General features: G+C 30.4%; 18 protein-coding genes. 4 read left to right on the top strand and 14 right to left on the bottom strand.

The annotated features are described in order from the left end of the window. Position 1 precedes the first annotated feature (1 nt). From Q0958_RS03830 to Q0958_RS03820, 3 genes are read left to right on the top strand one after another with little or no spacing between them, the layout of a single operon-like run. The gene (locus tag Q0958_RS03830) at positions 2–658 is read left to right on the top strand and encodes a hypothetical protein (RefSeq protein ID WP_299119805.1); all 657 of its coding nucleotides are present in this window, start codon (positions 2–4) and stop codon (positions 656–658) included. Next, the gene (locus Q0958_RS03825) at positions 658–1,323 is read left to right on the top strand and encodes a hypothetical protein (protein WP_299119803.1); all 666 of its coding nucleotides are present in this window, start codon (positions 658–660) and stop codon (positions 1,321–1,323) included. The genes Q0958_RS03830 and Q0958_RS03825 overlap by 1 nt, the downstream gene beginning before the upstream one ends. Beyond that, positions 1,323–2,012, top strand: coding sequence for a hypothetical protein (locus tag Q0958_RS03820; RefSeq protein ID WP_299119800.1), 690 nt, complete (start codon positions 1,323–1,325; stop codon positions 2,010–2,012). The genes Q0958_RS03825 and Q0958_RS03820 overlap by 1 nt, the downstream gene beginning before the upstream one ends. Here Q0958_RS03820 and rsmI read toward each other — a convergent pair whose 3' ends face one another. Continuing rightward, positions 2,013–2,684, bottom strand: coding sequence for a 16S rRNA (cytidine(1402)-2'-O)-methyltransferase (gene rsmI / locus Q0958_RS03815; protein ID WP_299119798.1), 672 nt, complete (start codon positions 2,682–2,684; stop codon positions 2,013–2,015). A 38-nt stretch (positions 2,685–2,722) separates the two neighbouring features. On the opposite strand from rsmI, the gene Q0958_RS03810 reads away from it, so the two are divergent. Continuing rightward, positions 2,723–4,495, top strand: a complete 1,773-nt coding sequence (locus Q0958_RS03810; protein WP_299119795.1) for a 1-deoxy-D-xylulose-5-phosphate synthase — start codon at positions 2,723–2,725, stop codon at positions 4,493–4,495. Between the two features lie 32 nt (positions 4,496–4,527). On the opposite strand, the gene Q0958_RS03805 is transcribed toward Q0958_RS03810, so the two are convergent. From Q0958_RS03805 to Q0958_RS03745, 13 genes are all read right to left on the bottom strand, one after another. Further along, positions 4,528–5,064 carry an energy transducer TonB gene (locus tag Q0958_RS03805; protein ID WP_299119792.1) on the bottom strand — a complete coding sequence of 179 codons (537 nt, stop codon included), beginning with the start codon at positions 5,062–5,064 and terminating at the stop codon, positions 4,528–4,530. Between the two features lie 88 nt (positions 5,065–5,152). Beyond that, the gene (gene atpG, locus Q0958_RS03800; protein WP_272150863.1) at positions 5,153–6,013 is read right to left on the bottom strand and encodes an ATP synthase F1 subunit gamma; all 861 of its coding nucleotides are present in this window, start codon (positions 6,011–6,013) and stop codon (positions 5,153–5,155) included. Positions 6,014–6,056: 43 nt separating this feature from the next. After that, positions 6,057–6,713, bottom strand: coding sequence for an FkbM family methyltransferase (locus tag Q0958_RS03795; RefSeq protein ID WP_299119788.1), 657 nt, complete (start codon positions 6,711–6,713; stop codon positions 6,057–6,059). A gap of 54 nt (positions 6,714–6,767) precedes the next feature. After that, positions 6,768–8,348, bottom strand: coding sequence for a F0F1 ATP synthase subunit alpha (atpA, locus tag Q0958_RS03790; RefSeq protein WP_150899455.1), 1,581 nt, complete (start codon positions 8,346–8,348; stop codon positions 6,768–6,770). Between the two features lie 21 nt (positions 8,349–8,369). Next, positions 8,370–8,927: an ATP synthase F1 subunit delta gene (gene atpH, locus Q0958_RS03785; protein ID WP_150899456.1), complete on the bottom strand. Its 558-nt coding sequence runs from the start codon at positions 8,925–8,927 to the stop codon at positions 8,370–8,372. A gap of 7 nt (positions 8,928–8,934) precedes the next feature. Beyond that, positions 8,935–9,435 (bottom strand): F0F1 ATP synthase subunit B, encoded by a 501-nt coding sequence (locus Q0958_RS03780; RefSeq protein WP_150899457.1) that lies wholly within the window; start codon positions 9,433–9,435, stop codon positions 8,935–8,937. Positions 9,436–9,538: 103 nt separating this feature from the next. Next, positions 9,539–9,727 carry an ATP synthase F0 subunit C gene (gene atpE / locus Q0958_RS03775; RefSeq protein WP_004569351.1) on the bottom strand — a complete coding sequence of 63 codons (189 nt, stop codon included), beginning with the start codon at positions 9,725–9,727 and terminating at the stop codon, positions 9,539–9,541. A 45-nt stretch (positions 9,728–9,772) separates the two neighbouring features. After that, positions 9,773–10,918 carry a F0F1 ATP synthase subunit A gene (atpB, locus tag Q0958_RS03770; RefSeq protein WP_299119777.1) on the bottom strand — a complete coding sequence of 382 codons (1,146 nt, stop codon included), beginning with the start codon at positions 10,916–10,918 and terminating at the stop codon, positions 9,773–9,775. Between the two features lie 125 nt (positions 10,919–11,043). Then, a complete protein-coding gene (locus Q0958_RS03765) occupies positions 11,044–11,424 on the bottom strand; it encodes a DUF6168 family protein (protein WP_299119774.1) in 381 nt (126 codons plus the stop codon). Next, positions 11,417–11,647 (bottom strand): AtpZ/AtpI family protein, encoded by a 231-nt coding sequence (locus tag Q0958_RS03760; protein ID WP_150899459.1) that lies wholly within the window; start codon positions 11,645–11,647, stop codon positions 11,417–11,419. Before Q0958_RS03760 ends, Q0958_RS03765 begins: the two co-directional genes overlap by 8 nt. Further along, positions 11,616–12,029 carry a polymer-forming cytoskeletal protein gene (locus tag Q0958_RS03755; protein ID WP_150899460.1) on the bottom strand — a complete coding sequence of 138 codons (414 nt, stop codon included), beginning with the start codon at positions 12,027–12,029 and terminating at the stop codon, positions 11,616–11,618. The genes Q0958_RS03760 and Q0958_RS03755 overlap by 32 nt, the downstream gene beginning before the upstream one ends. Before the next feature lie 20 nt (positions 12,030–12,049). Next, entirely contained in the window at positions 12,050–14,278 is a 2,229-nt protein-coding gene (locus Q0958_RS03750; RefSeq protein ID WP_299119765.1) for a tetratricopeptide repeat protein, read from the bottom strand. A gap of 87 nt (positions 14,279–14,365) precedes the next feature. Then, entirely contained in the window at positions 14,366–14,845 is a 480-nt protein-coding gene (locus tag Q0958_RS03745; protein ID WP_299119763.1) for a hypothetical protein, read from the bottom strand. Positions 14,846–14,907 lie beyond the last annotated feature (62 nt).

Here is a 14,907-nt window from a genome sequence, read left to right as displayed (position 1 = left end):
TATGGAACTAACAAAACAACAAATACAAAGAATTAATGATTTCTTAGAGGGAATAGGCATTGAATATGTTGATATTCGTTTTGAAATGGTGGACCATATTGCTTCTGAAATTGAAAATAAAATTGAGAATATTCCTGCTTTTTTTGAGAATAAAAGATTTCAAACTCCTTTTATAAAATATATGCTTAGTCAAAAAAAGAAATATTTAAATGAATATGAAAAACTGAAAAATAAAAGCTTTTGGTTTTATACCAAGAAAACAATAAATCTTGTAATAAAGCCTTACTACATAAGCCTTTTACTGCTTTTTTTTACTGCAATATATTTTCTAAATCTATTTAAAATTAATTATCTAAGTGAAACAATCAATGTACTCTTTTTTACAAGTTTAATTTTTATAGCTTTTAAATTACATCAATTCAGAAAAAAGTTTGGTGAAAATAGAATCGTTCAATCTTATTCAAACATTTTGTTCTTTAATTATATAATCACTTTTTACCTTCCCATCATTATACCTTTTATTGGTTTAACAGATGATTCTTCTTTATACTTATATAAGACTGCTTTTATGTTAGCTTCTAATTTCTTGGTTTATATGAGCTTTGTAAGTCAGAAAAAAAACATTCAACAATATGTCACTAATTTTCACTTAAACTAATGGAACTAACTGAAAAACAAATACAATTTATTGAAAATCGTTTAGAAAACGATGGTGTTAAATATTGGGACATTCGAATAGAAATGTTGGATCATGTTGTTACCGATGTTGAAAACAAATTAGAAAATGGAGAAAAATTTAAGAATGCTGTTCAAAATAGTTTTGCTTCTTTAGGTTGGAAAGAGAACTTTAATGGAAGTAATTTTGAAGGTATTATGCAGAGAAAACAAAATGTGTTTGCAAAAGAATATCGAAAAAGATATTGGAAATATTTTAAAAACTCTATTATTAAAACCTCTTCAATTGTGTTGATTTTAAGCTTTGTTGCTCTATTTTATACAATTAGTTTTTATTCTAAAATTTTTAAATATACCTTATTTACTTATTTAATTTCAATGTCAATTTTTATATTCTATTTTTTAACAAAATATAGAGTATATAAATCTATACAATTAAATAATGCTTTAACACAAGCAGGTTTTTCTCTAAGTATTATAAATTTTTTCATCTACATACCTAAAATGCTAGGAATTGATGTTTTCAAATTTCCTTTTTTGGTTGCTATAGTTTTTGGATTCGTTTTTATGCAATCAATATTAGGAATTCAATTTTTCAAAAAAGAATATCAAAAAGTTAATACTACATATAAACAACTTATATCATAATGAAATTAACAAACCAACATATAGAACAATTATACAAGTTTACACGTCAGCATTATGTAGAACATTATGATGTACAAACAGAACTGGTAGATCATTTGGCCAACGATATCGAACAAATTTGGATTGAAAAACCTCAATTATCTTTTGAGCAAGCTAGAGATATTTCTTTTAAAAAATTTGGTGTTTTTGGTTTTATGGATGTAGTAGAAGAAAAGCAGAAACAACTAGGTAAAAAGTATCGTAAAATCTTATGGAAGTACACAAAAAAATGGTTTGGTTTACCTAAAATACTTTTAGTGGTAAGTCTTATCTTTTTCTTTTATTACTTCATACAATTACCAATTGGAGTTTATACAATGGGAGCAGTTCTTTTTCTAATAGCCGTTTTAGATCTTTATCTTGTAACTAAACTTAAAAGGGAGTTTAAAAAAAGAACCAATACCAATGGAAAAAAATGGATGCTTGAAGAAATGATTTTTAATGTAGCTTCTTTTGGAGGAGTTATAGTTGCTTCTAATCTTCCTCAAATTTTAAATCATATTGAGAGTACACCATCAAGTATTGGTGCATTTATTATCTCAGTAATTATTACACTAACAATTATATACTCTTATGTAACACTAATTGTTATTCCTAAAAAGTCAGAGGAATTATTAGAAGAACATTACCCAGAATATAAACTTGTATAATTATTTTTTACCATCAACAATAATCACAATTTCACCTTTTGCTGGCTTTTCTGTATAATATGATAACACTTCTGCTACACATCCTCGCTTGGTTTCTTCAAATAATTTTGTCAATTCTCTAGAAACAGAAACTTGCCTGTCTTCACCAAAGTATTCGGCAAAATGAGTTAATGTTTTTAATAATTTATGAGGGCTTTCATAAAATATCATGGTACGTTTTTCTTCTGCTAAAAACTTTAATCGGGTTTGTCTTCCTTTTTTAACTGGTAAAAAACCTTCAAAAACGAATTTATCATTTGGTAAACCCGAATTTACCAAAGCTGGCACAAATGCAGTTGCTCCTGGTAAACATTCAACATCAATATTATGCTGAACACATGCTCTTGTTAATAAAAAACCTGGATCTGAAATTGCTGGGGTTCCTGCATCTGAAATCAGTGCAAAAGTTTCACCACTTTGCAATCTTTTAACTATAGTTTCTACTGTTTTATGTTCATTGTGCATATGATGAGATTGCATAGGTGTGCTAATTTCAAAGTGCTTTAACAGCTTTCCACTAGTACGCGTATCTTCAGCTAAAATATAATCTACTTCTTTTAAAACCTTAAGAGCTCTTAAAGTAATATCTTCTAAATTTCCAATAGGTGTTGGTACCAAATACAATTTACTCATACAGCAAAGCTACAACAAAGTTTTAGTACATTTGTGCTATGCCAAAAAAGCTGTTAAAAAATATTAATTTTCCTAAGGATATAAGACAATTAAACAATGATGAATTGCCTTTATTAGCCAAGGAATTACGTGAGTTTATTATTGATGTAGTTGCAACTAAAGAAGGTCATTTAGGTGCCAGTTTAGGTGTTGTTGAACTTACTATTGCTTTGCATTATATCTTTAATACACCAACAGATCAATTAGTCTGGGATGTTGGACATCAGGCTTATGGACATAAAATTTTAACTGGTAGAAAAGATATTTTCCATACTAATCGTCAATTACATGGAATTTCTGGTTTCCCTAAACGTTCAGAAAGTACTTATGACACTTTTGGAGTTGGGCATTCATCTACTTCAATTTCTGCTGCTTTAGGAATGGCTATCGCTTCCAAATTACAAGGAGAAGAAAAACATCATATTGCCGTAATTGGTGACGCCTCTATTGCTAGTGGAATGGCTTTTGAAGCTTTAAACCATGCTGGAGATACCAACGCTAACTTGTTGGTTATTTTAAACGATAATGCTATTGGTATTGACCCTTCAGTTGGAGCTTTGAAGCATTACTTAACTCGAATAAAATCTACTCGATCTGATATTGAACAACACAATATTTTTGAGGGACTCAATTTTGATTATTCTGGTCCAATTGACGGTCATAATTTTGAAGAACTTTTATTAGAACTTAACAGATTAAAACAAATTAAAGGCCCGAAGTTTTTACATGTAATTACTACTAAAGGAAAAGGTCTTAGACAAGCCGAGCAAGATCAAGTAAAATATCATGCTCCAGGAAAATTTGATAAAGTCTCTGGAGATGTTTTACCAAAAGAAGCTAGTAAATTCACTAAGTTTCAAGATGTGTTTGGAAAAACTATTGTAGAATTAGCCGAACAAAATGAAAAAATAGTAGGAATTACACCTGCTATGCTTACTGGAAGCTCTTTAAAATTTATGTTAGAGAAATTTCCTGAACGTACTTTTGATGTGGGTATTGCCGAACAGCATGCAGTAACTTTAGCTGCCGGTATGGCTACTCAAGGTGTGATTCCTTTTTGTAATATTTACTCCACATTTTTACAACGTGCTTATGATCAAATAATACACGATGTTGCTTTGCAAAACTTACCTGTTATTTTTTGTTTAGATAGGGCTGGTTTAGTTGGACAAGATGGAGCCACGCATCATGGAGTCTTTGATTTAGCTTATCTACGTTGCATTCCTAACTTACACATTTTTGCCCCTCGAAATGAAATTGAATTGCGAAACATTATGTATACAGTACAGTTAGAAATTGATAAACCTATAGCTATCCGTTATCCTAGAGGAAAAGGTAAACTTGAAGAATGGAAACTTCCTTTCAAAAAAATAAACATTGGCGAAAACATTTGTTTAAAAGAAGGAAATGACTTAGCTATTCTATCTAGTGGTACAATTGCTAACAATGTCTCAGAAGCCATAAAAAAGACAAAAAACAAATATTCTATAGCGCATTACGATATACGATTTATAAAACCTCTAGATAAAAAGCTACTTGAAGTAATCTTTAATAAATTTGATAGTATTATAACTATTGAAGACGGGACTGTTAAAGGAGGCTTAGGTAGTGCTATTTTGGAAGAGGCATCTGAATTAAATTATAGAGGCCAAATAAAGCTTTTAGGTGTTCCTGATGAATTTATTCATCATGGTACTATAGATGAACTACAAAAGCAATGTAAAATAGATATAGGTTCTATTCAAAATACAATTGAAGAACTTTTAAAATAAAAAAACGAACTTATTTTAGGTTCGCTTTTTTATTAATCTACATTAAAGGTAATAGGTAAAGTATATCCTACCCTTACTGGTTCTCCTTTTTGTTTACCAGGTATCATCTTTGGTATTAACTTTGCTATTCTTTCACCTTCTTTTTCTAGCTTAGGATGTGGAGCTCTTACGTTTATACTAACTATTTCCCCTGAATAATCAATTTTAAACTGAATATAAATTCTCTTTTTACCAGGGCTAAGACCAATACACCTAAGCTCATCCCTTTTATATTTTTTATTATATATCATTTTTTTTTCAATACATTTTGCTAAGCCAATATTGAAATGCTTTTGTACATGTTTAATCATCATTGTATTTAAACATCTTCTTTTATCTTTTTCTAAGCTTAATCCTTCGCAATTAGGGTGAATTGGAGCTTCTTCTATTATCCTAAAAGGAACATCCTTTGAAGTTTTCTCAGTAAGATTAATTGATTTAATGTTTTCTTTCTTTTCTTCTTTCGTTTCTTGTGAAAGAATACTATTGGTTATAAAAGCTATAAATACAAAAAGTAATGTCTTTTTCATAGTGGAATTTTTTGATTTTTGTTTGGCAAATTTAACAAAAAAAGCGAACCTCTTGGTTCGCTTTTCAATATATAGATAAGTTTTATCCTTAATTGTTCAATGCTTCTGCACCACCAACAATCTCTAATATTTCGTTAGTAATTGCAGCTTGACGAGCTTTATTATAAGTTAATAATAATTCGTCACGTAATTCTTTAGCATTATCAGTTGCTTTATGCATTGCAGTCATACGAGCACCATGTTCGGCAGCAAATGAATCACGGATAGCTTTGTATAATTGCGTTTTTAAAGACTTTGGTATTAACTCTAATACAATTTCTTCTTTAGAAGGTTCGAAGATGTAATCTAAATTTACATTCTCATCACTTTCTACTGGTTCAATTGGTAAAAACTGTTCAACTTGTGGTATTTGAGTTGCAGCATTTTTAAATCTATTGTAAATTAATTCTATTCTATCATAAGAACCATCTACGTATAAATCCATTAATTTTTCAGCAACTAAAGCTACGTTATCAAAAGTTAATTCATCAAAAATATCGTTTCTATTTTCAATTACATTATTCTCTTTTGATAAGATATCGTTACCTTTTTTACCTATTGTCATTAAGTCAACAGCTACACCATTATACTTTGTGTTAATAGTATTTACTGTTTCTTTAACGATAGATGAGTTAAAACCACCACATAAACCTCTGTTAGAAGTAACTACAACTAGTAATACTTTATTTACTTCTCTCTGCGTAGAATATGCTCCACCTGCATCGCTATCTAAAGTAGCACTTAAGCTTTGTAATAACTCTGTAAGCTTAGATGAATATGGACGCATTGCTGTAATAGCATCTTGAGCTTTTTTCAACTTTGCAGCCGATACCATTTTCATGGCAGAGGTAATCTGCATTGTTGATTTAATTGAAGTAATTCTATTACGTATTTCTTTTAAGTTTGCCATAATTTCTAGTTATGTGTATGCTATTTTAATGTTTACTAAAAAATTAGTTTTTAATTTTCCAGTTTTCCCAAACAAAGTCATATTGATAGGTAATTTCATGTGTTTCTGCTAACTTTCTTTGAATGTTTTCCATTCGCTCTCTAGCATTATCTATAATGAAATCGTGGAATTGAATCTGTAAATTTTTAAATTTGGTAATTAAACCTGACTCTAAAAGAGATTCTAACACTTCGTATTCTCCACCTTCAATATTAATCTTTATAAGATCTACATTAGTAATATTATGATCTTTAATAAAGTTTACAATCGATTTTAATTGAATTTTCTCTGCATCGTCTGTTTTTATAAAAACTGAAGATGCATCTCCTGTATTACTTATATAAAGTTCTTTATCTTCATTTGATAATCCGTAATGAAAAGGTTTTACTTTCTCATTATCCTTGAACTTATCTTTTATAATATTATAAAAAGATTTTACTGGTTCGAAAACGTAGATTTCGCAAGAGTATTTATTAAAAATACTCTCTGCAAAATTACCTTTAAAACCTCCTAAGTCTAATACTACAGAAGTTTCTGTTAAATTATAATCTAATCGTAAAGTTTCATCTCCATTAACCGCAAACCAAGGCTTACAACGTTCTTTTTGAATTTTACGTTGCTTTTTCTTTTCTATAATGTCTTTGAAAAGTTTATTAAACATTGATTACGATATATTATACTTTATTAAAGAGATTTATAATACTTTAAAATAAATTTAGTTTGAAAATTTAGCAGAAATTTCTGCTGCAGCTGATGTTAAAGCATCAGTTACTTCATCAGTTAATTTTCCTGATTTCAATACATCTAAAGTATCTCTATGCTTAGCATTTAAATACTCGATATAATCTTTTTCAAACTCTTTTACCTTGTTTACAGGTACATCTTTTAATAAGTTCTTAGAACCTGCATAAATGATTGCAATCTGATCTTCTACAGTAAAAGGATCGTTTTGAGCTTGCTTTAAAATTTCAACGTTACGTTGTCCTTTAGAAATTACACTCATAGTAGCTGCATCTAAATCAGAACCAAACTTAGCGAACGCTTCTAACTCACGGAACTGAGCTTGATCTAATTTTAATGTACCAGATACTTTCTTCATTGATTTAATCTGTGCGTTACCTCCTACACGTGATACAGAAATACCTACGTTAATTGCTGGACGTACACCAGAGTTAAATAAATCAGACTCTAAGAAAATCTGTCCATCAGTAATCGAAATTACGTTTGTTGGAATATATGCTGATACGTCTCCTGCTTGTGTTTCAATAATTGGTAATGCAGTTAAAGAACCTCCACCTTTTACGATTCCTTTTAATGAATCTGGTAAATCGTTCATTTCACTTGCAATTTTATCATCATTTATAACTTTTGCAGCACGCTCTAATAATCTTGAGTGTAAGTAGAATACATCCCCTGGGTAAGCCTCACGTCCTGGTGGTCTTCTTAATAATAAAGATACCTCACGGTAAGCTACTGCTTGCTTAGATAAATCATCATAAACAATTAATGCTGGTCTACCAGTATCACGGAAATATTCTCCAATTGCAGCTCCTGCGAATGGTGCATATACCTGCATTGGTGCAGGATCAGATGCATTTGCAGCAACGATAGTTGTATAAGCTAAAGCTCCTTTTTCTTCTAACATACTAGCAATTGCTGCTACAGTAGAAGCTTTTTGACCAATAGCTACATAGATACAGTACACTGGTTGTCCTGCATCATAAAATTCTTTTTGATTTAAGATTGTGTCAATAGCAACTGTTGATTTACCAGTTTGACGGTCTCCAATGATTAACTCACGTTGTCCACGTCCTACAGGAATCATTGCATCAATAGACTTGATACCAGTTTGCATTGGCTCAGTTACAGGCTCACGGTAAATTACCCCTGGTGCTCTACGCTCTAAAGGCATTTCGTAAGTTGTTCCTTCGATTGGTCCTTTACCATCAATTGGTTGACCTAAAGTGTTTACAACACGTCCTGCGATTCCTTCTCCAGCTCTTAAAGAAGCAATTCTTTCTGTACGCTTAACAGTAGAACCTTCTCTTACTGATGTAGAAGCTCCTAATAATACAACCCCTGCATTGTCTTCTTCTAAGTTTAATACGATACCTTCTAATCCGTTATCGAATTCAACTAACTCTCCATATTGTACGTTAGATAAACCATAAACACGAGCAATACCATCACCTACTTGTAATACTGTACCTACTTCATTTAATGAAGCTTTTGACTCGAAATTTGTTAATTGTTCCTTTAAAATTGCTGATACTTCAGCTGGTTTAATTGCTGCCATCTTATTTCTTTTGATGTATAATTAAATTTGTGGAATATAATGACTGTTGTCAAATTCTCTTCTTAATTCATTAAATTGATTAGAGATACTTGCATCATACTGCACATCTCCAACACGTAAAATAAATCCTCCTAAAATTTCTGGATTTACTATATTTTCTATACTAGCACTGTTTCCTGTAAGTTCTACAATCTTTGCTTGTATTTTATCTTCTAGTTCTTTTGTTAAAGCTACTGCTGTAGTAACTTTAGCAACCTGCATACTCTTGTGGTAATCGTAAATGATAGAATATTGCTTTGCAATTGGCTCTAACATTATCATACGTTTATTTTCTTCTAATAAGTTAAATAAACCTTTTATAACGTTATCTACTTTGTCACCAAAAAGTGCTGCTAAAACTTTACGCTTATCTGCAGCTTTAATTACAGGGCTTTTAAGCATTGTATCTAATTCACTACTCTCTGCAATAGTATCTACGATTAACTTCATGTTATCGTTTACTAAAGTTTCGTTTCCTGTTTCTTTAGCTAGATTTAAAATTGCTTTTGCGTAACGTAATGCTGGTCTTGCTCCTTTCATTGTTTGATTAGTTTAAAGTAACCTCTTCTAACATTCCTTCTACAAGCTTTAATTGATCGTCTTGTGAAGTTAATTCTTTTCTTACTACTTGTTGAGCAATGTTGATTGATAAATCAGCAACATTTTTCTTTAACTCAGCAATTGCAGCTTGTTGTTCTTGCTTGATAGTTGCTTTAGCATTTTCTATCATAATAGCTGCTTGTTCAGAAGCTTCTTCTTTTGCCTCAGCGATAATGTTATCTTTAATTTCACGAGCATCTTTCATCATTGCATCTCTTTCTGCACGTGCTTCTTTGATCATTTTTTCATTATCTGCTTGTAAGTTTTGCATTTCCTTACGAGCATTTTCTGCCTCATCTAATGCATTTTGAATTCCTTCTTCTCTTTCATCTAAAGAGCTTAAAATTGGTTTCCATGCAAACTTTGCTAATAAAAATAACAAAATTCCTAAAACGACTAGTTGCATTACGAACAACCCTGGAGAAAAATCATTTAATAACTGATCCATTATATATCTAATTAATTCTTTTTAAAAATACTTTTTGTTTAATTGTGAAAACATTTCCTGTAACCAACCGTTACAGGAAAATGTTTTTCTTTCTTTTAAAATCTTATTTTCCTAAGATTAAAGCACCGAAAGCTAATCCTTCTAATAATGCTCCGATGATGATCATCGCTGTTTGGATTTTACCAGCAGCCTCAGGTTGACGAGCAATTCCTTCCATTGCTTTTCCTCCAATTTGACCTAATCCGATTCCTCCACCGATTACGATTAATCCTGCTCCAATTAAATTGTACATACTAATTGATTTATATTAAATTAAACAAATTCTTATTCTAAATTCTTAGTGAGCATCTGCATGCTCGTGATCGTGCTCTTCTACTGCCATACCGATAAATAAAGCAGATAACATTGTGAAAATAAATGCTTGTAAGAAGGCTACTAATATTTCAATTACTGAAATAAATAATGTTAACACTAATGAAATCCCTGTTGAAGCAACTCCTCCAAACTGAGCTTTTAAAGTCATCATTAACGCTATTAAACTCATTACTACGAAGTGTCCCGCTGTAATATTTGCAAATAAACGTACTAGTAATGAAAACGGCTTAATTAAAATAAAACCTACTAATTCTATTATTGCTAATATTGGTCTTAAAACTACAGGAACTCCTGGCATCCATAAAGTGTGCGCCCAAAAATCTTTTGTACCACTTGAGATGTATACTACTAATGTAAATATTGCTAAACAAGCTGTTACAGCAATCTGACCTGTAACGTTAAATCCTAACGGAGTTAACCCTAATAAGTTTAATATCCAGATAAAGAAAAATACCGTTAATAAATAAGGCATAAATCTCTTATACTTCTTTTCTCCAATATTAGGTCTTGCGATTTCATCTCTTACATATAACACTAATGGCTCTAATACACGACCAACTCCAGTTGGAATTGCTCCTTTTTTATAACCTTTAGCTAAAGAGTTAAACCCTAAAAACATTAACAACCCTGCGAATAACATTCCAAAAACACTCTTAGTAATAGAAAAATCTAATACTTTGTGTGCATTTGTTGCATGGTGAGTTTCATCAAAAGCAACCTCAGCAGCTCCTGCATCTAACTCATAAATTTTACTATGAATCTTAACTAATTTTACATCTCCAGCATCAACGATAACTGTCCCATCATCATTATGATGGAATTTAGACGACATAAAAAACTTAATTCCTTTGCTTGTTTTAACAATTACTGGTAATGGAAAACCTACGTGTTTTCTTTCACCTGCATCATTCGTATACGAATAGAAAGCAAAATCATGTGAATCTGCTAAGTGATGCTTAATGTAATCGTTGATTTCTTTCTTGGTGTTTACTCTTCCACCATCATTTTCTGAAGATTTTTTTTCTCCACCACCAGCAAATGCTGTGAATGAAGTAAAAACTAGTGCTAAGACTGTAAAAAACTTGATAGATTTTTGTGCTATCATCATGCCTTTTTTAATATAGGGTTATGGTCTCTAAATTTCCGTGCAAAGGTACACATTTAATTAAAACTACAAACCCTTTTTTTATCTTAGTTTTTCAAAAGATATTTTAAAGTAAAAAAAACATGAAACTATTTGCTATTCAATAGTTTTGAAACAGCAATTGCTTCTAGAATTAAAAATAAAAATAATGGAATTACTAATGAAAATCTTTCTGGCTTAGTTAGTTGTTCATTTGCGAAGACCGAAGCTTGAAAAATCAATACAAAAAATCCAATTTTTAAAAATATGGATGCTAAATACGCATATCCAGCCTGATTAGGCATCTTATCTGCTATAAATTCAACTATAAAATATACTATAATTGCTGCTATAACATGAAATATATATACTGCAAATAGTGAAAATGATAATTGAATTTCTTTTGAAGCTAAAACATAGTTGTGCGGAATGTAACTTATTGCTAGTGTTAAAATTACTGCAGCAATAAAGAACAAAATTCGTTTAATCATTTTCTTTTGAAATTTTTGTAACTTGTTGAATAACGGAGAACATTGCTAAGAAAACAGCAACTAGTGTACATATTTTAGTATATAACTCTCCTTCGTTTGGATATTTGGTATCTAACCATTCACCTAGTAAACTTCCTAGATAAATGGTTAAACCCATTTGAAAAGCAATAGTAGTAAACCGAATATATTTATTAAGCGGTTTTCTCTTTGAGTTTTTGCTCATCTTTATTTAATTCTTTCACGGCTCCTTTCATTGAACAAGTAGCATTAAATGCTGCACCTGGCTCTACTGAAAGCTTACCTATAACTACATCTCCATTAATATTTGCTGAAGATTTTACTGTTAATGTATTTGAAACCAATAATTCTCCTGAGAACTTACCTTCCACATCTGCATTTGTACACTCTACCTTACCTTTAATTAAGCCAGAGTCGCCTATAATTACTCTACCATCTGTTTTTATGGTTCCTTCTAAAGTTCCGTCGATTCTGAAATCTCCTTCTGAAATGATATCTCCAGTAATCTTGGTATTTTTACCTATAATATTTCTTTCTGATACTTTTCTTTCACCTGCTTTTGCTTTCTTGTTTTCTTTACTAAACATACTTGGGGAGTTTTGGGGAATTAAATTTTACCTAATTTTTTAATTATTTCTTTTGCTTTCTTACCTTCTTCGGTATTTGTATAACTAATAGACACAAACTCTAATGCTTTCTTATACACCTTCTTATCATTATACTTACCTATAGCTAAAGCTTTTAAGAGAGCAAATTTAGGAATTAAATTTGAATTTCTTATGGTTGGCAAAAATCCATCTATTTCGCTTACAACTTCTTCAAACTTGTTTTCTTTATATAAATAATAGATTTCTTTGTATTTATCTAAGACTGCATCTTCTTTTTTCTCTTCCGTTAACTTCTCGTTTGGATTACTTATGATTTGCGCAAACTTAGTATCTGAATATTTATTCAGTATAATGTTTTTAAATTCTGATGCTTTTTCTTCGTTATTTAAACTTGTATAAATCTGATATAAATGATAGCTAATAGGCAATTCTAACTTATCATCTTTACGCTCTTCTCGTAAACGTTCTAAGTTTTTAACTGCTAATTCTGAATTTTTAAATTGCTCTTTATAAATCAACCCTAATTGATATAATGCATCATTACGATCAAACACAAGCTTATCTATCACCTTCTTTTCTGTTGGTATTTGACTTATATATGTAGATAATTCATAACGCTTATTCACTTTAGGCTCTGACGATTCTTCTTCTTCTTCAACAATATCGCTAGTTGACTTATCTGACAAACGCCAGTTATCTTCCAAAGGTCTTGTACCCCATACTTTTTGGAACTCTACTTTTCCATAACCTAAGGCTTGTGTGTTATAAAAATACCATTTTCCTTTATTTGAAAGATTTATAGACGCCCCTCCTCCAAATGAGTTTCCAAAATTTTGAGCATTTAATAGTAACTGCTGTTTTTCCTCGTCTTCTTTCTTAATCTTTTCAATATACTTTTCAAAAAAAGATTCCTGCTCTTCTTTTGTCATTGCTACCAAATTAAGAATACTATCATTTATTTTAACTAGGTCTTCATACTTTCTTAAAGTTGTTAACCCTTTGTTTTTCCTGCGAATTCTACGTATTCTTTTCTCTTGGTCAAACTCTTTTGATGTTACTTGTAAAACACTGTCATAATAAGTTCCTGCTAACAAATAATTCTCTTTATCAAATGCTATATTCCCTAAATGCTCGTAGGCATAAGTTTTTTGATAATTATTGTTGTTTTTTGCTCTCAATGATTTTTTATAATAGGCTATTGCTTTTTCTGGATTGTTTCTTCCTTCTTCTAAAACTCCTGCCTGATAGTATAATGCATTTAAATATTTTCTGTTATCTGAATTTCGAATTAACTTTTTTAATCGTGCTAAAACAACTATTGAAGCCGAATCGTTCTCTGTATTTTTGGCTAACTCTATATTTGCTCGAATACGGTATTTGTAAGGTGCTTTTCTGTAATCTGCTAATTTTTTAAATACCATTCTTGCTGAATCTCTTCTATCTAACTCGCTGTAAATTTGCCCTAAAACAAACATATTTCGAGCTGCTTGTTCTTTATTTTTAAAGATTTTAGAAGCTGCCGTTAAATGTTCTATTACTTTTTGAATTGTATCTGTTTTTTGATACGCCATTGCCATTGCAGTATGGGCTTGTTCTCTAATTTCGTCTGGTAACTCTTCTTCATTTTCTTCTACTTCTAACAAAAACTTTAATGATTCTATAGCTAATTTCTCATTATCTAATCGAATATTTGTTTTTGCTCTCCAAATTTTAGTTTCGTTTATTAAGCTTGCATTTGGATAATTTGCTATGATGTAGTTAAATGCTTCTATTGCTGGTATAAACCTCTGTGTATAATATCTTGATTTTCCAAGTAATAAATAAGCGTCGTCTATTTGTCGATTTTTTTCATACCCATTTATATTCATTGAATGCTTCTGAATTGCTTTTACTGCTTTTTCTTCTGCTTTATCAAATGGTGTTAGTTTTTTATTCTCCTCCTCTTCATCTTCTCCAAAACCTGTACCTGGTTGCAATGCTGGGGCTACAATTTTGTTTTCATCAAAAGTTATTGGTTCTATTTGTAGTCGTCTCCAAAAATTGTCTTGATGTTTGTCTTCAACTTCTTTTAACCCCTTTAAATAAGCTTGCTCTCCATTAAACAACACATTGTATTTTGTTGTTACTGCATGAAAATTTCTATTTAAAAAAGCATCTTTTTTTACGCTACATGAATACACAATAGCTAAAAGAATATTGAAAACTAAGATTTTGTATAGTTTTTTCATAAGAATTACGCCTTTACTGTACAACAATATTATAGTTAAGTTATTGTACGTAAAAGCGTAAAAATAATAATAAAAAGATAATTTTTATCAATTTAGTTTATCACAATCGATATTTACATTTTTACATCGTTCTTGGTAAGCAAAAATTAGCTTTTCTTTTGCTAAAGAACTTTTCGGAAAATACTCTAGTGCTTTATTATATTGATAGATAGCATTTTTGTATTTCTTTTTTGCTAACCACTGGTCTCCGTCTTCTATAACAAAGTTGAATTTTGGTAAATATTTCTTATTATATGCTTCTTTTTTTATTGCAATATTTCTCTGATTTATTTCTTTTTGGGCGTCTCTAAACTGTATCAATAATGGAATACTAATTAAAGCTAACACTATCAAAATTAGACTGAAATAGATTTTAAGTTTCTTTTCTTCTTCTTTTATTTTTAATCTAATTCTTCTTTTAACTTGACTTAACTCGTAGTTAGATTTTTTTAAAAAAGAAAGTTTACCTTTGAAAAGACCTTCTAATTCTTTCTTCTTCTCTGATGGTGAACTTTCTTTTTTAAACATGCTTTTCTTTCGCAATAAATTTTTATTATTACGAAGTATAGGTTTTATGCTACCATAACCTC

The organism is uncultured Tenacibaculum sp. (assembly GCF_947499065.1).
GTDB lineage: Bacteria > Bacteroidota > Bacteroidia > Flavobacteriales > Flavobacteriaceae > Polaribacter.
This window is presented reverse-complemented; position numbering and strand designations above follow the sequence as displayed.